Origin of the sequence: Leptospira noguchii serovar Panama str. CZ214 (assembly GCF_000306255.2) — a bacterium.
Taxonomy (GTDB): domain Bacteria; phylum Spirochaetota; class Leptospiria; order Leptospirales; family Leptospiraceae; genus Leptospira; species Leptospira noguchii.
In genome coordinates this window covers 1-16,699 of record NZ_AKWY02000004.1, presented here as the reverse complement: position 1 = coordinate 16,699, position 16,699 = coordinate 1, and the positions used below count along the sequence as shown (strand labels likewise).

Sequence of the window (16,699 nt, the reverse complement as noted above, 5' to 3'; positions counted from 1 at the left end):
TTGGATAAGTTTATACAGTATTGTTTTTATGAGTTTTTATCGTAATTTTATAAACACTCATAAAGTCCAAGAAGAATAATCTTAAAATCAAGTTTCTCTATAGGTTTCCATTTACAGCGTTATAAAAATTGGAAAAATTTGTATTTGTAATGTGATGTAAAATGTGGGAACTGCCACGTTTTGTTAAACATTTAAAATAGGATTTATTTTGAGGTTTTAAAAAGGATTTTAAAAAAATGTGGGAACTACCACGAATTTAAATCTTAAAGTGGAATTAAAACTTACTTTGTTTCGACAAATCATCTCATTCAAAAAAGATGTATGTAAGAGGATAAAAATTTTTTCGAATGTATAAATAGGATTTTCATTTTGAAAGAAAAAAATCCTATGTTTTCTTTTCAGAAATCTAAATTTAAGAACCAAATATGAAAATCGCAATCTTAGGAAGTGGAATCGCGGGATTGAGCGCGTGTTGGTATCTAAGCAAAGAACATGACGTAATTTTAATTGAACGTCATTCTCTCCCTGGAATGGACGCGCATGGAACGGATGTATCTTTAAAGGACGGAGTTTTTCGATTTGACGTTCCTTTTAGAGCGTTCAAACAAAATTATTATCCTTGTCTGATAGAAATGTATAACGAAGCCGGAATCGAATTTAGGCCGGTAGATTATTCTTTTTCTTTGAGTGAAAGGGACGGAACAACTTATTTTCAATTTGCTACGATTGGGATCGGAGGAAATTTTTATCCATTTGTTTCGCCGGTTTGTTTTAAAAATGGGGAATCTAGAAAAATTTTTTCAGATACAATTCGTTTTTATGTAGAATCAGAAAAACAATTTGAATTTCTACGTGGAGAACAACTTACGATTTCCGGATTTTTACAAAGATTCGGATATTCTAAAGAATTTGAAAATAAATATCTGATTCCAATGTTCGCCACCATCAACACGTGTACGATTCAAAGCGCAAAAAATTATCCGGCGGAAGCGGTCATTCGTTATCATTCTAAGGGATTGAAGTTTCTACGATTTTTAACTGCAAGTCATGGAACCAGAGATATTACAGAAAAACTTTCCATTGGAGCGAAGGAACTCAGATTAAAAACCAATCCTAGAAAAATTGAACAAAACGGAAAAAAAGTATTTGTTTCTTTTGATGACGGAAAGGAAGAATTTGACCGGGTAATCATCGCCACCCCGGCAAATCAGGCGATTTCGTTACTTCCGGATGAAATGGCTTCAGAAAAAGAACTTCTTTCTTCGTTTCGTTATGAAGAATCAGAAATTTTAATGCACACCGATCCTTCTTTTATGCCAAATAAAAAAAGACACTGGGCACCACTTTGTTTTACTCTTTCACCAGAGACAGACAAACCTTCTGCTACGATCCGTTTGAACAAAGTACTTCCGGAAATCGGAAAGACTGAAATTTTTCAGACTTGGAATCCATTAGAAGAACCTAAACAAGGAACTTTGATTTCCCGTTCCCGATTTGAAAGACCGATCATCGATCTAAAAAATCAAAGGACTGTAGAGGAACTAAAAGCGCTTCAAGAACGACCTGGAAGAAAAATCTGGTTTTGCGGTTCTTATGCAAGATATGGGATTCCTCTTTTAGAGGCCGGAGTATCTACTTCTTTAGACATAAAACGCTGGGTAGAAAATTCGGAGCGTTTTTAGCGTGGTTTTACCGCCGAATATAAAACAAATTGAAAGTATTTTTTCATTCTTTCTCCGCCTAAAAACTCGGCAAAGCGGAAATACTTACGAGAGATTTCTCGGGGAATACTAGAATCTTTCGATTTCATTTTAAGAAAATTGGAAAAATCTTCAAAGATATACTCTTCTAAAAAATCAAAACCTTCCAACAAAAAACCAGAGGATCTTAAAAGTTGAGAAAGAAAATCCGGTGTAACTTGGTTGTTTTTAGGGATCGAACCGGATTTACAAATCATTTTTCTAAGCCAAGAGTCTATTATTCCCAGTTTCGAATTTTTCAAAATCAGTTCGGCGGAAACTAGTTTACCTCCGGGTTTGAGAATTTCAAACGACTGCTTACAAAATTCTATTCGATTGGAAAAGAAAGAAGCGCTGTCCAGACAAAGAATTCTATCTAGAGATTGATGTGGAAAAGAAAGGAGCGCTTTTTCAACGGAAGAACAAATCAATTGAGGTGAAACATCGGATTTAGATTCTATCAGATTTTTTGCAAATTCCGTTTGGACTAAAGAACCGTTGACACCTACTATATCGGAAAAATCGAGAGAGAATTCTTCTTTCCAGACAAAGAACTGATCTCCACATCCAAAACCTAGATCCAATGTTTTGAGTCCAGGTTTCAGATCTGCTTTTTTACCTAAGAGTAATGCTAATTCTTTACAGGCAGTCGGGTAGTCGGTAGTGTTTTTCCAATAACCGAAGTTCGCCCAGGAGGAATCTTTCGGGTTAAGATAAAGATGTGCAAGTGTATTCGGAGCTTCTGCGCGTTTTTTCTTTAAAAAGACTTTCATTTAGAAAAATTACGTTAAACCGAAGTGTCAAAATTTGCAGTTAAATCGGCCATTTGAATCAATTTAAGAGACCTTTTATTTTAAATATTCGTAGAAACTTTTATAAAATCCAAAAAGTAAGAATTAGATTTATCGAATTTAGAATTTGTTCCAAAACCAAAATGAGATCCTGTAGTTTTGGATTTATTTAAAAAACTCTGTAAATATGAATTCTCATGTCGCATTAATGACTATACATATATTTAGTTTATCTAGGTTGTTGTAAAGTAAGTCTCTGAAAAGTCTTTTAAAAAAATTGAATCTTATCTCATTATACACTCGCAAAAAATCCGATTCTATTTCTAAAGAAAAAAACTTTGAAGAACAAGTAAAATTGATTCAAGGAAACATAGGAGATCGATTTTTTACGTTTTGTTTTTTAGAGTTTTACTAAGTATAGAAAAGTACCAAATAGAAATAGGTTCTTTTACAAATTTTCATTGGTCCTATAAATTTTAGAAAATAATTTTCAAATTGAATGAATGATTCGTCAGAAACGAAATAGGATAAAACTTTTTTTAGAGTCGTGGGTTCGAGGGAGTTTGTTTGAAAGCAGATCTTAGAAAGGTGATTTACGTTTTTGGAATGAAATCTAGGTCGGCGGGAAGTTGTATTAAATATTACTCGAATTTAGTATTTTAATTGAAGTTTTTTTTATACCATTCTTGATAGATAAAAATTTTGCCAATGGCAATAAACGCAGGGATCTTCTGCATGATCGAAAAACGAATCAACAAATTCGGGGAGAACGGAACCTTCGCAACGAAGGACATCCCCAAAGGAACCTTGCTGTTTAGTTACAGCGAGTGGATCGAAGACGAAGAATTTGGGTGGAAAGTTCTAACGGTCGAAGAAGCCGAGTCGCTTCCCGATTCCGAAAAGGACATCTTCATGAAATACGGGTACGATGTGGATTTTGGTCTAGTGACCGGACCCACCAGTGATCAGTATGTGATCAATCATTCTAACTTCATGAATCATTCCTGTGATCCAAATATGTGGTACGATCAAGACGATAACATCGTAGCGAAAAGGGACATTCGAGCCGGAGAAGAACTTACCATCGACTATGCGAATTTCATCGTAAACTTCGATCAGACTTTTGAGTGCGGCTGTGGGTCGGTAAACTGTAGAAAGTCCATTCGAAAAGATGATTGGAAACTTCTAGTCAATGAATATCAGATGAACTTTCCTAAATTCATCCAAAAAGAAATCAAAAAACTTTACGTCAAAATTCCGGTATAAAAACCCAAACGAAAATATTACTTTCTAATTTTTAGGATTTTTTCCAGGATTCCTCTTCTGAGAAGTCCTGGAGAGTCATCTTCAAACGCAGTCGTATTGGTTCTTCGGGCGTTTTCTATTGAGTAGAATACGTCGGGTTCTACACTTTGAACAATCTTCATCGCTTGGTTGATTTTTTTTCTTTTTAAAACTGTAAAAACGATTTTGACTGGGCCTCGGCTGCCGTGTCCGTTCATCGTAGTTACTCCGTAACCTGCTTCGGAAAGTTTGTTTGCAATTTCGTTCCCATTTTGAGGAGATATGATTCTCAGAAGTGAAAAGCCGATTGCCAGTTTTTCTTCTAAAATCATTCCGATAAAAGTGCCTGTTGCAAAACCTCCTGCATAGGCGAGATAACAAAATATGTTGTTTAAATTTTTGATAACTTGAGTAATTACTACGATCCAGAGTAGGACTTCTAAAAATCCTAAAGAAGCTGCGATTCCTTTTTTTTCTCTTGTAAGAAGTATAACTCGGATCGTTCCAATGGATACGTCTGTGACTCTGGATAAAAAGATAAAACAAGGCAATAGAATATAATCGAAGATAGGGTTTCCTGGTGAAGGAAAACTGAGTTCCATACAATACAAATATCTTTGAAAGAACAATTCTAGTCGAGGAGAAGAAAAGTTTTAAAACTTATAACTTTTCTAAATAGTATCGATTACTTACGTTTCCGATCAAAGTAGTTCTACGATACATATTGATCGAGAGTGGGATTGGAGCGGAACGTTCCAACTTGCGATTTCCTTCCAGATAACGGCGGGCATCGTTGCCGAAAATTCTAGCATCTGTAAGTAATTCGATTACGTTATCGTACGTTTCCGGAGAATTGATGATTTGAGGAATTGTTCCTCGATTTGATTTCAGCTTTTCTGAAATTTCGTAAAAATTATTAAAAGAAGTTCGGATGTCTTCGCGATTTTCTCGGATGACTCCCGTGGAAGCCGCAAAAAAATCTTCAAAGTAATCTGCGGAAGGTAAAAAGTCGGGAGGTTTTTGTTCTTCTTCTAAGTAGGTAGGTTGAAAAAAAGACGTATCTTCTTTGTCGAAAGATCCAGGATCTATATCGATGGTTCTTCCGGAGAGAATCGTATTGGTTTGGAATGTGATTCTATAATTGTCCCAGAGTGTGACCGGTTCTTTCAGTCTAATGACAATTTCGATCGCTTTAGTTTGGTCCTTGTTTAGAAATCTTTGATCTTCTACCTCATCGATCGAAACCACGTCTAAGCTACGCACAATTCCTTTTTCTACTCCTAATATTCGAACAGGTGCACCTGGATGAATTCCTTCCAAACGAGGATAATAGATTTTCATGGTATACGGGTATTCATCTTTGGTTCCGGCTTTTTCAATGACGGAGACATACATACCTAAGGAAAACGCTAAGAAGAAAACAATCCCTGTTAGAATGGCTGTATGTTTGGAAAGATTCATAAAAAGATTCGATTTTTGTTCAGATCGGATTTTATAAGACGATTGTTTTGAGGCGACCTTCTTTTTTTAAAAAATTTTGGTATAGTCATCAATTTTTTGAACAAGTTAAAACTGAAAACGTATGAGTTCCCACATCGAAAAACAAGATATGTAAATCATCCTAAATACCGATAGGGAAACTAGAAAAGAAATTTCTTCTAAGAATTTATTATGAGACATAATCTGATTGACTTTCTACGAGAATTTGTGCAAAAAAGGAGAAACGTCCTACTTTTGGCTCTCCTAATCGGGATTTTGAGCATTGGAATGATTCTTGGGTTCAGTTATCAAGGGATGATTCCACGAGAATTGAATAAGTTAATCATTACGGGGCATGAAAAGCTTAAAACGGAAGAAATCGTAAGAATGCTTGAAATTCAACCCGGGACCTCTTTTGATTCGCTGGACTTAGATCTTTTAGAGAAAAAACTTTCCAGACTTCCGAGGATCAACTCCGTCCGTATTACTAAAAAGTCGGAAGATCAACTTCTTGTAGAACTTACAGAGAGAAAAGCCAGTTATATTGTTAATTCGAGCGGGCATCTCTACGAGATCGATTCGGAGTTACGACTTCTTTCTCAGGATGATGTTCGTGAAAAAGATTTATGTGTTCTTTCCGGAAATTTCCAAATTAAAAATGGAGCTATTCAAGACGCGAGTTTTAGAGACCTTTATAATTCTGTGGAACATGCGTTTAAGATGTATCCAGCTTTGAAACCTAGAATCTCCGAAGTTTTACTACAAGAAGACGGCGAAATTTTTTTCTTTGTGGACGAACCGATCCGTTTGAGGATTCAAATCGGTACTCTTCTTCATAGGGATCAGGTCAGAAAACTATACGCTATATTAGCATATTTTGAAAAAGATCGGATTCAGTCCGAACTTGTAGACATCAGAGGAGAAGACGCTGTCTATCACTGATATGTCGGAACCAAGAGATAGAATTATTGCCGCTTTAGATTTGGGGACTTCGTTGACCAAAGTAGTCGTAGCTCGTCCAGTCTCCGAATACGAGGTAGAAATCATCGGGACCGGTGCTTATCCTTCTTCTGGAATTAAAAATGGGTCTATTATCAATATTGAATCTACTACACGCTCCATCATCGAAGCTGTGAGCGAAGCGGAACTCATGTCGGGTCAAGAAATTTCTGTGGTTGCAGTTAATATCACAGGTAAAACGGTAAAGGCAGATAATTCTAAAGGAGTGGTTGCAATTACAAATCGTGATCGAACCGTAACGGAACCGGACGTTGTAAGAGTGATCGAAGCCGCACAGGCGATTCGAGTTCCGGCGGATCAACAGATCTTACACGTACTTTCCAAGGAGTTTTCAGTCGATGATCAAACCAGCATTCGAGATCCGATCGGAATGACCGGAGTTCGTTTGGAAGCGGAAGTTCATATAGTCACAGCAGGAATAACAGCAATTCATAATTTAGAAAAGTGTGTTGAATCATCGGGTTTAGGTTGTGAGGTAATGATTCTTTCCAGCCTTGCTTCTTCAGAAGCGGTTTTGACTTCGGGGGAAAAAGATTTGGGAACCGCAGTGTTAGACATTGGCGCCGGAAGTTGTGACTTAATCGTATATGTGGACGGAGGAATTTCTTATTCTTCCGTGATTCCTTTTGGAGGAATTAACGTTACGAGCGACATATCTATCGGACTTAAAACCACTTTAGAAACCGCAGAACTTTTAAAAAAAAGATATGGACATACCATTCTTTCCGAAATTGATCCGACCGAAACGATCGAAATTCCTCCGATCAGTGGTAGACCCGCAAGACAAGTGCTCAGAGAAGAGTTAGTTTCTATCATTGAACCTAGAATGAGAGAAATTTTCGAGATGGTAGATAAGGAGCTGGAAAAGTCGGGTAAAAAAGGATTTCTCGCAGGAGGGGTGATTTTGACAGGAGGAGGAAGTCTTCTGGAAGGGATCGATACTCTTGCCGAAGATGTATTTCGTCTAACGTCATCTAGAGCTAGGCCGGGCGGAATTACGGGACTTGCGGAAAAGGCTTCTTCTCCAGAATTCTCCACGACGATTGGTATGGTCAAATACGCAGACAGAATGACTGACATGGATCAAAAATCAGTGGATCGTTCGGAAGGATGGTCTAAAAAAATTAGGAGATGGATCGAAGACAATCTTTGATCCGTAAGGAAAAATAACATGATCCGATTTGAAGAAGAAACTAAAACGAGCCCCGCTGTGATCAAGGTGTTTGGAGTTGGCGGAGGTGGAATGAATGCTGTGACTAGAATGTCTAATTCTAGTTTGAAAGGAGTTGAGTTTGCAATCCTGAACACTGACGAACAAGTTTTACTTCGTTCTCCTGTAGAAAATAAAATCATCTTAGGGACAAAAGTTACCCGAGGTATGGGAGCCGGTGGAGACCCGGAACTTGGGTTAAAAGCCGCGGAAGAAGATAAGGAAAGGATTCAATCTATTGTGCGCGGATCGGATATGGTTTTTATAACTGCCGGAATGGGCGGTGGAACCGGGACCGGGGCTGCACCTGTTATTGCAAAGATCGCTAAAGAAATGAAATGTCTTGTTGTGGGAGTGGTCACTCTTCCTTTTTCTTTTGAAGGTCGAAGAAGAATGGAATTTGCACGCAAGGGAATCGAACAACTTCGTTCTCACGTGGATACATTGATTTTGATCAATAACGATTCTATCTTTAGAGTCGTGGATAAAAATACTCCGATCGATCTCGCCTTTCAAGTGATAGACGATATTCTTCTCAATGCAGTTCGAGGAATCAGCGACATCATCAATAATCCTGGTCTGATCAACGTAGACTTTGCGGACGTGAAAACGATTATGCGTGATACCGGAGACGCGGTTATGGGAGTAGGAGAAGGAAGTGGGGAAGGTAAGGTCAAAGAAGCGGTGGAATATGCGATCAACAATTCGTTGTTAGACTCTACTTCGATTGCCGGAGCTTCTTCTTTGCTGATCAATGTTTCCGGTGGAAAGGATCTTACGATTTCGGATTGGAACGAGGTTTCCGGAATTATCACGTCTCAAGTTGATCCAAATGCAAACATCATTGTAGGTCTTCATGAAGACGAAAGTCTTTCTAATAAAATTAGAGTGACTGTAATTGCGACCGGTTTTCACAAACGAGGTAAGTTGCTTCAAAATCAGGATTCGGTTCAGAAAGGTGTACAAGAGAACTACGGGTTTCAAAGAAAAGCGGTTGGAATGGAAAATTCCTCTCTTGAAAAAAAAGATTTTTTTCAAGATGAAAATGTAGAACCTCAAAGAAATCCAGGATCTTTAAGACTTCGTTCTTCGAACAGTTCTTCTCCTAAAATGGAGGATTATGATATTCCTGCGTATTTAAGAAGAAACAACTCTGGAACTTAATCGTTAATATTTTTTTGAAAAAAATATTAGAAAATTCTATTTTGCTTATAAACTGAATTTTGCTCGTTGCGCGGGAGTATGGAAAGCTGGTTTGTTTCAAAATTTAAAATAGAGTTGTTGAAAAATTTTATAGTGACGATCAATAAAATTGCTTCAATCGACCGTTTCCATAAAATAGAAACTAAGTGGCGAATTAATTTTTCAACAACTCTAATGTAGGATTTACGAGAAGCATTTGCTGAGTTTCCCCATAACCTTACCCATAGTTGAAGAGTATTTTAGAATCAGAAGGATTAAAAACGCACATTTTTCAAGTAGAATGAGTCTTTTTACTTGAAAAAAGTATGTTTTTCTGATAGAGAAAAGTTTCTCAAACATCCTGAACTCAGCGATTCGCTTTCTGGGATGTAAGTTTTACAGAGGATTTGTCGTAATTCCGACAGATTATTTTGAGATCCAAATGTTTATGGGTAAGGTTATGAGTTTCCCGGGTCGCGCTTTGCAAGGCACTCGACAAGTCGCGTTCTATTAAAACTAAAGAAGATTATTGTATAAAGTTTCCTGCATGCAAATTTATTAACCAGAACTGAGAGAGTCGGGTCTGTTTGCCTGTAGCAGGCTGGATTCGCCTAAATTTTCTTACGTTAAGTATTTAAAAATTTGTAATGTGACTTAATCTGTGGGAACTACCATGAGGTTTGGGATTTTACTATAAAATTTCGCTGTTACTTTCTGCAAAATGTGGGAACTACCTCGAAATCCGGGGTTTTACAGTTGATTTCAGAAATGCGGAACTATTTCACGTTCAGCAAATTAGAAAATGTGTGAGTTCCCACACAATATAAGTCAATCGATCGCCGAACTCACGTTATTATAAATTTGGAAAATATCGTTAAGATTGTATTTACTTTGATTCTTCTTTTCCGAATTTCTTACATTCTATTAAATCTTTGAACTTTTCTTTTTTCAGTTCGCATTGAACTTGTTTGAGAGTTTTTTCGGACATACAACGCAGAACGATCGCTTTTGACATATCCGGTTGAAGAATTTGTTTCAACATAATCTGTTGCATTGTAGGAGGGATTTCGTCTTCAGAGGCGTCTGCAATTAGTTTGACGTTGTGCATCTGATTCTCTACACATTCTTCTTCGTTTGGAGTTTTTCTACACTCAATAAGAAATAAGGTTGAGAAGGTTAGAATAGAAATAAGAAAAGCGGACGAAAGCCCGCTTTTCTTACAATTTAGTAATTTCAAAGAATCGGATTACTTTGCGTTGCTTTCATCAACAGCAAAAGTGGCTTCTACTCTTTTTCTAAGCTCTCTCAAATAGCTTTTATCAGCATCTTTCAGTTTCATAGCTTCTTCGTAGAGTTTAATTGATTTTTCAAAATCACCTGCTGAAAAATAGTAGGTTGCAAGGTTTGCTTTCGCTCCCCAAGACTGACCTTTTGCTTTTTTATCAGCTTTTTCCCAAGCTTCTTTTGCTTTTTTGAAACTTGGAGTTTCACCAACGATTTCTTCGTAACCTTCTTGAAGAAGTTCTTTTACTTCTTCGTCTTCGTCTTTAACGAAAACCTTAATTTTTTCTGTTTTAACCATTGGAGAAAGTCTGCCCTTGATATACGCAGCAGCTTCATCCAAACCTTGTCCGAAAGAATCCAAGATTGAAGGACATTCTAAATTTCCTACGCTGTTGAAAATTTTTGCAGGGCTAGAAACGACCGCTTTTTTTACTTCTCCAGTTTCTACTTTGATCAGAGTTGCATCCAGAGGAATTAACATCATACGAACTCCAGTAGGTTTAGATACTGGTTCGTTTCCTGTATTTACGTCTTTACCAGTTGCCATAGAAGCAGCAAAACCTGCCACTTTCAAACCGGCTGCAACCGCATCGATTTTATTTTCAGTACTACACTCTGTATAAGGTTTTTGATAACCTATGTATAGGATTGCTTCCGCTCCGATTAGATTTCCGATCTTCGCTCTATTTTTAGTGATTCCTGTAAGAGAAAGACTCGCTTCGTTGATTGCGTCCGCGCGTTTGCTTAGGTCGGTAAGTTTGTAATAAGACTCTTTGTCAAACGCTTCGAAAACTTTAGAAGGCATTTGATCGATGAAACTAGAACCTTCACCAAAGATCGCTTCCCAAAGACTTTTTTTAGGAGCTTCTACAGCTAAACCTACGTTACGAATGGTTCCGAGAAATTTTTGAAGCGCACGGCCTTCTTTATCTTTCGGGAATACCGGATATTCTACATCAACTGTAGCTGCGCAATTTCCTAAGAACATAAGGAGAACTAACACAGAAATTAGAGAAGATAATTTTCTCATGAAAAGTAACACCAATCCTGTTTGATTTTGGGGAATAAGGGATGATTAAAAAATCAAAAAGAATCATGTCAATTATTTTAGAATCGAAAAACTAGGATTTGACGAACGGATCTTTTGTTCTTTGTTTTTTTGATTGTAGAGACACTTCTGATACAAGATACTGAAACTAAGATGAGTTTTGCTGTGCACAAACAATTTGTTTTCATTTTTCTATTTTGTATCATCATTCTCTTGAATTGCGCTACTTCTAAAAAAGAAGAGGATACAACCAATCAACAATTTTTAGGTTGGATTTTATCTTTGAATGCGAACCCAGCTTGTTCGGATTATTATTCTCAAGAAAATTTATGTTTAAAATCTCCCGTATCTATCAATGAAAAGTGTTCTGATCAGGAAATGGATCGACTCCAAAAAGGAATCCAACCGGCTAATATGCAAAATAGGGGAGTTTTAGATGAACTATTACAATGTTGGAGCCAATGTAATTCCACGTTTTTTTTGAATTATTCTGGTTCGTGCTCTTTTGAAACCGAATCCGATTATGTTACCGCCAAACGTTCTAGTTCCACAAATAGCGGGAATCTTTGGAGACAGTGTCAGTCTAATTGTAACACGGGAACGAATTCTTCTTTTCCGAAATTAAATGGGATTTCAACTACAACAACTTATTGGCCTTATCCATGAAAACTCTCGAAGAAGTTACAAAAGCTCTTAAAAGCACTTATATGGAACACGAGGTCGAAGGGAAACTTCCTCTGATCCAAGAAATTCAGAAATTAAAAAAAGAAAAAAATGCGATTCTTCTCGGACATAATTATATGACCCCGGATGTGTTTCATGGTGTTTCGGATATTACCGGCGATTCACTTTATCTGAGCAAAGTGGCCGCGGATACGGATGCGGATGTGATTCTTTTTAACGGGGTTCATTTTATGGCGGAGACCGCTAAGTTGATGTCTCCTCAAAAGAAAGTTTTGATCGCAGATCTAAAAGCGGGTTGTTCTCTTGCAGAAAGTATTACGAGACAGGATGTGATCGATCTCAAACAGAAATACCCAGGTGTTCCTGTCGTAACTTACGTCAATTGTACTGCAGACGTAAAAGCGGAGACCGATATTTGTTGTACATCAGCTAACGCTCTACAGGTGGTAGAATCTCTGGAAAGTGATATTGTGATTTTTTTACCGGATCGTTATTTGGCTGCAAACGTTCAAAATCTGACTCAGAAAAAAATTATTACTCATCCTGGAAGTTGTATGGTTCATGAAATGTATTCTGCGGAAGATATTGAACTTACTAGAAAACAATTCCCTGGTGTTACCGTGATCTCTCATCCGGAATGTAAAACCGAGGTTGTGGATCGTTCGGACTATTCTGGTTCTACTTCTCAGATGAGCGATTTTATCCGTAAGTCTGAGGCTAAAAATATTTTTCTAATTACCGAATGTTCTATGGGAGATAATCTTCGTTCCGAATTTCCAGACAGACATTTTGTTTCCACTTGTCAGGTTTGTCCTCATATGAAAAAAATCACTCTCGAAAAAATCAGAGATTCTTTGTTATACGATCAATATGAAATTCATCTCGATCCTGAAGTGATTGAAAAAGGAAGGATGTCCGTTCAAAGAATGTTAGATCTTTCTTTTAAAAAATAAGATTTGTTAATAATCTTTATAAAGTTGGAATAACTTAAATTTTTTTCGTAAAACACTGCTTCCAGTATAAATATTAGGTTGTTGAAAAATTCCATAGTCCAAATTAACAAAACTGTTTCAAATTGTCCGTTTCCATAAAACAGAAACCTATGGAGAATTCATTTATCAACTCTATTAGTGATTTTTTATATAATGTTCTGAATAACGTAAGTTTGACTTAGAGCCGGTCTCAAAATCTCAAAGAATTTTACGCGATCATTCTTTAGAAATTTTTAATAAACTGCAGTAGTTCCCACATTTTTGTCTCATTTGGTATTTTGGGAACTTTCAAGCAGTACTAACTCGTTCAATTTCGTAGTAGGTCCACATTTTATGAAACTAAAGTGTCTCACTTCCTAAGTGTCGTTCGCCAGGTTTTGGAACAATCTCTTAATTAAATAGGAAAGAATTTTCTAAAAATATGTACTCCTACAATTAATTTGTTTGTAAAATCTGATTTGTTGTAGTTCCTACATTTTAAGAATCGATCTGCAAAGTTCAAATCTCAACTTTTTTCAGAAAGATGCCGAACTCACTTTAAATAAAGTATCTTGCACTATGTGATCCGTTTGAGTAATCCAGCATGATCATTGCTTTCGTATTGGTGTTCACGTTAAGATGACTACTCCGATACATAAAGATTAATACCGTACTTGAGCTTGTTTCAAAACTTAGAATATAGTAATCTCCTTCAAAAAGCCAATACCTCTATAAAATGAATTTTTTTTCTCGAATGACAATTGCAAAACGAAGATTTCATGGAGAATACTGTTTCGGATTTTATAAAGGTTTACTATAAGCTACTCAAAAATACTTTATCTTTGTTTAAAATATTGAATTCTAAAATATTTTTTAAATAGCTTATGGTAAAAAAATCTCTTACTCATAACTATATAATAGAGTACCTAATATTTTACATAGAATCAGCGTTTTGTAATAGAATTAACGGTACTTATTTTTATAGAGATCAGTAGTAGGATTGACGCAGATTTATTTTTTATAAAATTATTATCTAACGTGAGTTCGACGTAAGAAAATTGGGGCGAATAATAAACTCAGGTGCTGCTCTCTACGGATCGCAGCATAATAATCGCTTTCGCATTTGTTATGCCGAACTCACGTTATCTACTATCGGGTTTTCTTTCCACTAACGAATCAAAGGAGCTTCCATTTTTTTGGTCTCTGATTTATTGTAGTACACACCTACCGCTTGGACACTGATTTACAGATGCGCTGGTTGGATATTCTCCCGAACCTCTTCTATCACTTCCTTCTCCAGTGCAATTTCTGTTAGAGATTGTGGAGTCCAAAGGATTGTGGTAACGCCTTCCTAACTCTAAAGTTGAAACTCCTGTCAGCACACTATTTTGGAATCTCAGATTTCTAATTACCTGTTCAAGATTTGTAGTGGGTCTTAAATTTGATCTATATATTTCAAATGTTGTGGTTGCCATGTTTGTTTGAATTACAACTAATCCCTGAGAGGTTCTAAGAATTGGAACGGCATGTCCCGAGGTAGTTCCATCTGAATTAAGCATCGTCATTAACGCTAAATAAATGCTTCCGGGTGGAGAAGCAATGAGCGCTCTAAAATGAGATCGTATTTCAGACATAGTAGTGAATTCACGAGTGCGTCCCCATTCGTATTGAGGTAAGAGATTCATAGCAGATAAATATCCCAACATTTCACTTGTATCAAAGTAACGGTTAAACACATTTAAAATATCCACCAGTAATCTGTCTAAGTGCGGATAACGTAGTCTAAATGAAACAAAAGGATCTGTATTAGGAGCCGTATCAAAAAAATAACCTCCACTCTGAAGAGGTCCTTGAGAATGATATTCCTGGAGTTCTGCTATCATCTGAAGGGTTTGAAGCATACAAACACCACATATTCCACTTGCCGTACGCGAATTCGAGTTCGTACTAGCTATATCGTAAAGTCTTCGAATCCAAGCCTCAGTTAATTGAAAATCAGAAGGTAAGGTCCTTTTGACTCTTTTATGTCCAAGACTTTCTTTATTACCAGCTGGACAATACTGATCTGTCTTACCAAGATTAGAAGCTGTATAACGTGTCCAATCTAGCAAATCTTTATCAACAACAAACAAAGAAGTGGGGCTATGGGTAGTATCTTTTTCTAAATAAGAAGGATTGACTGTATAGGCAACACCCTTATTGAATCCGTATCTAGTAACTCTGAGGATATTACCTTTATAGTCCGTAATCATTCCTCCTTCTTTTGTCTCAAGATAGACGTTCCAAAAAGCTGGATTATTATCCTTACTGATTGCTGCGTCGCTACACAATGCCCATTTCACCCAGTTCCAATCATAATCATCTTTCATCTTAGAAGACATACAATAGAGAGAACCACTTGAAGGATAATACTGAGCAATATGTCCACTTTCAGGATTGTAGTAAAGAGGTGTAGTGTTTTTATCCGAACCTCCCCAACGAACAAAGTAACGTTCATTTCCATCAGTAGTTTTCAAATCCCAAGCAATGGAAGTTTGAATGCTGATGTTTCCAGGAGTGGCTACTGTTTTAACCCAATCATCCATAGAAGAATCTAATGTGTGATTATATTTATCTCCAGAGTTTCTAGAAATATAACCATACCAATTTGTATCTTTTAATCGATAAAGTCCATCTGCAGTCCAAAAAGAATTCTCTTTTACGATCCATCTTTGCTGAGGATCATTGATCGTACAAGGTCTGAGATTTACATAGTCCCAGGGTTCTTCCCCATGAATGACTGACCATGGAGCAGTAATACATAACCAAGTGTCATTGATATAATAAGAAATTCTTTGAAACACATCGTATCTTGCTTTAGCAATCTTATCCGTACACGTGTCAATCCAAACGTAACCTTCACCTTTAGTAAAAGCAGGAGAATAACAATACGCCTTCTTATTACTTACAACTACTTTGATCGGTTTATCTTTTGGTGGATCGGTAGGTTTTTGAACGATCGAATTATTAGCCTTTGACGAAGCATGGACAGGTGTAGGATTTATACTATACTCGAAGCCAACTCCAATCGAGACTAACAGAACTACTATTAACATTTTCTTCCAATTACGCATCTTTTAAACTCCCATTTCTTTAACTTCTATTCAATTCAAATCTAACGATCTCAAAATCGAATCTTTTCGTAAAATCGCAGCCCTACAGTTATCATCAATATTAAGAATTTATATTGTATATAATTTCCTAATTTACTGAAGAGTTACGCAATAGGCTGTTTAAAGCTCTGCTTCTAAATGAAAATTTCAGGAAAATTCAGTTCGGCACAATTACAGATTGTTATCAAAAAATATCATAAATAATTTTATATAAATATAACATTATTTATGAATGTAAATTTAACCAGATGTATTACGAGACTTTAGATTGGATCATTCCAATTCAGCAAGTAAAAAGAACGTTACATTAGAGTTATTAAAAAATGAATTTTCTCCATCTATTTCTGTTTTATAGAAGTGGTCGATTGAAACAATTTTGTTAACCGCCATTATGGAATTTTTCAACAACTCTATTCTTTTTTAGATCGTTATATTGATCCAAAGCACCGTACATTTTGAGACAATTCTATAGTTAGAAACAGGAACTTAGACGTTCCATTCTATAACTCCAAGTAATAAAACCAAGGTTTCTATCAATTCGTGAATTCTAATGAAAAGAAATGATAACCAGCTTATTTTTAACATACATACGAATTGTATTCAGTTTAAATTTATTTTTTTTAAACTCTGAGGGTTACTTCAATTTTAGTTACTATGAAGAAGTATAAAAATAAATTAGAGTTATTGAAAAATTCCATAGTTCAAATCGACAAAACTGTTTCAATTGTCCGTTTCCATGAAACGCAAACGGATAGAGAATTAATTTTTCAACAATTCTATTTTTAATTTTTGTAACGACCGTAAAACAACGATTCTTATAAAGAAATTTGACTAAAAGATCTTCTTTTTTAGATT

15 protein-coding genes and 1 pseudogene are annotated in these 16,699 nt (G+C 36.3%); 8 read left to right on the top strand and 8 right to left on the bottom strand.

Annotated elements, in window-relative coordinates:
• The first annotated feature begins 425 nt into the window (after positions 1–425).
• Complete coding sequence (locus tag LEP1GSC059_RS01800) at positions 426–1,682, top strand: NAD(P)-binding protein (RefSeq protein WP_002179061.1); 1,257 nt, start codon at positions 426–428, stop codon at positions 1,680–1,682.
• Here the strand turns inward: LEP1GSC059_RS01800 and LEP1GSC059_RS01795 are convergent.
• Complete coding sequence (locus LEP1GSC059_RS01795) at positions 1,679–2,512, bottom strand: class I SAM-dependent methyltransferase (RefSeq protein WP_017215399.1); 834 nt, start codon at positions 2,510–2,512, stop codon at positions 1,679–1,681. The genes LEP1GSC059_RS01800 and LEP1GSC059_RS01795 overlap by 4 nt on opposite strands.
• A 295-nt stretch (positions 2,513–2,807) precedes the next feature.
• Here LEP1GSC059_RS01795 and LEP1GSC059_RS22695 point away from each other — a divergent pair, with 295 nt between their 5' ends.
• Both LEP1GSC059_RS22695 and LEP1GSC059_RS01790 read left to right on the top strand, forming a co-directional pair.
• Positions 2,808–2,945: a hypothetical protein gene (locus LEP1GSC059_RS22695; protein WP_155243382.1), complete on the top strand. Its 138-nt coding sequence runs from the start codon at positions 2,808–2,810 to the stop codon at positions 2,943–2,945.
• 320 nt (positions 2,946–3,265) lie between these two features.
• A complete protein-coding gene (locus tag LEP1GSC059_RS01790; protein WP_002179062.1) occupies positions 3,266–3,796 on the top strand; it encodes an SET domain-containing protein in 531 nt (176 codons plus the stop codon).
• Positions 3,797–3,813: 17 nt separating this feature from the next.
• On the opposite strand, the gene LEP1GSC059_RS01785 is transcribed toward LEP1GSC059_RS01790, so the two are convergent.
• Positions 3,814–4,416, bottom strand: coding sequence for a DUF2179 domain-containing protein (locus tag LEP1GSC059_RS01785; RefSeq protein ID WP_002179085.1), 603 nt, complete (start codon positions 4,414–4,416; stop codon positions 3,814–3,816).
• 58 nt (positions 4,417–4,474) lie between these two features.
• The gene (locus LEP1GSC059_RS01780; protein WP_002152417.1) at positions 4,475–5,275 is read right to left on the bottom strand and encodes an MlaD family protein; all 801 of its coding nucleotides are present in this window, start codon (positions 5,273–5,275) and stop codon (positions 4,475–4,477) included.
• Positions 5,276–5,485: 210 nt separating this feature from the next.
• On the opposite strand from LEP1GSC059_RS01780, the gene LEP1GSC059_RS01775 reads away from it, so the two are divergent.
• Genes LEP1GSC059_RS01775 through ftsZ form a run of 3 tightly spaced genes read left to right on the top strand, consistent with a single transcriptional unit; the run spans position 5,486 to position 8,687 of the window.
• The gene (locus LEP1GSC059_RS01775; protein ID WP_017215400.1) at positions 5,486–6,235 is read left to right on the top strand and encodes a cell division protein FtsQ/DivIB; all 750 of its coding nucleotides are present in this window, start codon (positions 5,486–5,488) and stop codon (positions 6,233–6,235) included.
• A 1-nt stretch (position 6,236) separates the two neighbouring features.
• On the top strand, positions 6,237–7,466 hold the full coding sequence (ftsA, locus tag LEP1GSC059_RS01770; protein WP_002152421.1) for a cell division protein FtsA: 1,230 nt from the start codon (positions 6,237–6,239) through the stop codon (positions 7,464–7,466).
• 18 nt (positions 7,467–7,484) lie between these two features.
• Positions 7,485–8,687 (top strand): cell division protein FtsZ, encoded by a 1,203-nt coding sequence (gene ftsZ, locus LEP1GSC059_RS01765; RefSeq protein WP_002179064.1) that lies wholly within the window; start codon positions 7,485–7,487, stop codon positions 8,685–8,687.
• Positions 8,688–8,824: 137 nt separating this feature from the next.
• Here ftsZ and LEP1GSC059_RS24765 read toward each other — a convergent pair.
• The 3 genes and pseudogenes from LEP1GSC059_RS24765 to LEP1GSC059_RS01755 form a co-directional block, all read right to left on the bottom strand.
• Positions 8,825–8,905 (bottom strand): annotated as a pseudogene (locus tag LEP1GSC059_RS24765) (transposase); the annotation flags it as partial.
• A gap of 686 nt (positions 8,906–9,591) precedes the next feature.
• Positions 9,592–9,942, bottom strand: coding sequence for a LipL41-expression chaperone Lep (lep, locus tag LEP1GSC059_RS01760; protein ID WP_017215401.1), 351 nt, complete (start codon positions 9,940–9,942; stop codon positions 9,592–9,594).
• A 9-nt stretch (positions 9,943–9,951) separates the two neighbouring features.
• Positions 9,952–11,019, bottom strand: a complete 1,068-nt coding sequence (locus LEP1GSC059_RS01755) for a lipoprotein LipL41 (protein WP_002179095.1) — start codon at positions 11,017–11,019, stop codon at positions 9,952–9,954.
• A 171-nt stretch (positions 11,020–11,190) separates the two neighbouring features.
• Here LEP1GSC059_RS01755 and LEP1GSC059_RS01750 point away from each other — a divergent pair, with 171 nt between their 5' ends.
• A complete protein-coding gene (locus LEP1GSC059_RS01750) occupies positions 11,191–11,703 on the top strand; it encodes a hypothetical protein (protein ID WP_002179097.1) in 513 nt (170 codons plus the stop codon).
• Positions 11,700–12,674: a quinolinate synthase NadA gene (gene nadA / locus LEP1GSC059_RS01745; RefSeq protein ID WP_020980271.1), complete on the top strand. Its 975-nt coding sequence runs from the start codon at positions 11,700–11,702 to the stop codon at positions 12,672–12,674. The genes LEP1GSC059_RS01750 and nadA overlap by 4 nt, the downstream gene beginning before the upstream one ends.
• Before the next feature lie 1,226 nt (positions 12,675–13,900).
• Here nadA and LEP1GSC059_RS01740 read toward each other — a convergent pair.
• Positions 13,901–15,805 carry a DUF1561 domain-containing protein gene (locus LEP1GSC059_RS01740; RefSeq protein WP_020980207.1) on the bottom strand — a complete coding sequence of 635 codons (1,905 nt, stop codon included), beginning with the start codon at positions 15,803–15,805 and terminating at the stop codon, positions 13,901–13,903.
• A gap of 691 nt (positions 15,806–16,496) precedes the next feature.
• A partial coding sequence (locus tag LEP1GSC059_RS23925; RefSeq protein ID WP_020980185.1) for a hypothetical protein occupies positions 16,497–16,699 on the bottom strand: 203 nt, incomplete at its 5' end.

Excerpts from the sequence above, each read along its gene's own strand:
- ftsA (WP_002152421.1), top strand. The coding sequence starts at position 6,237 with ATGTCGGAACCAAGAGATAGAATTATTGCCGCTTTAGATTTGGGGACT.
- LEP1GSC059_RS01775 (WP_017215400.1), top strand. The coding sequence starts at position 5,486 with ATGAGACATAATCTGATTGACTTTCTACGAGAATTTGTGCAAAAAAGG.
- nadA (WP_020980271.1), top strand. The coding sequence starts at position 11,700 with ATGAAAACTCTCGAAGAAGTTACAAAAGCTCTTAAAAGCACTTATATG.
- LEP1GSC059_RS01780 (WP_002152417.1), bottom strand. The coding sequence starts at position 5,275 with ATGAATCTTTCCAAACATACAGCCATTCTAACAGGGATTGTTTTCTTC.
- LEP1GSC059_RS01750 (WP_002179097.1), top strand. The coding sequence starts at position 11,191 with ATGAGTTTTGCTGTGCACAAACAATTTGTTTTCATTTTTCTATTTTGT.
- LEP1GSC059_RS01755 (WP_002179095.1), bottom strand. The coding sequence starts at position 11,019 with ATGAGAAAATTATCTTCTCTAATTTCTGTGTTAGTTCTCCTTATGTTC.
- ftsZ (WP_002179064.1), top strand. The coding sequence starts at position 7,485 with ATGATCCGATTTGAAGAAGAAACTAAAACGAGCCCCGCTGTGATCAAG.
- LEP1GSC059_RS01785 (WP_002179085.1), bottom strand. The coding sequence starts at position 4,416 with ATGGAACTCAGTTTTCCTTCACCAGGAAACCCTATCTTCGATTATATT.
- LEP1GSC059_RS01790 (WP_002179062.1), top strand. The coding sequence starts at position 3,266 with ATGATCGAAAAACGAATCAACAAATTCGGGGAGAACGGAACCTTCGCA.
- LEP1GSC059_RS01795 (WP_017215399.1), bottom strand. The coding sequence starts at position 2,512 with ATGAAAGTCTTTTTAAAGAAAAAACGCGCAGAAGCTCCGAATACACTT.
- LEP1GSC059_RS01740 (WP_020980207.1), bottom strand. The coding sequence starts at position 15,805 with ATGCGTAATTGGAAGAAAATGTTAATAGTAGTTCTGTTAGTCTCGATT.
- LEP1GSC059_RS01800 (WP_002179061.1), top strand. The coding sequence starts at position 426 with ATGAAAATCGCAATCTTAGGAAGTGGAATCGCGGGATTGAGCGCGTGT.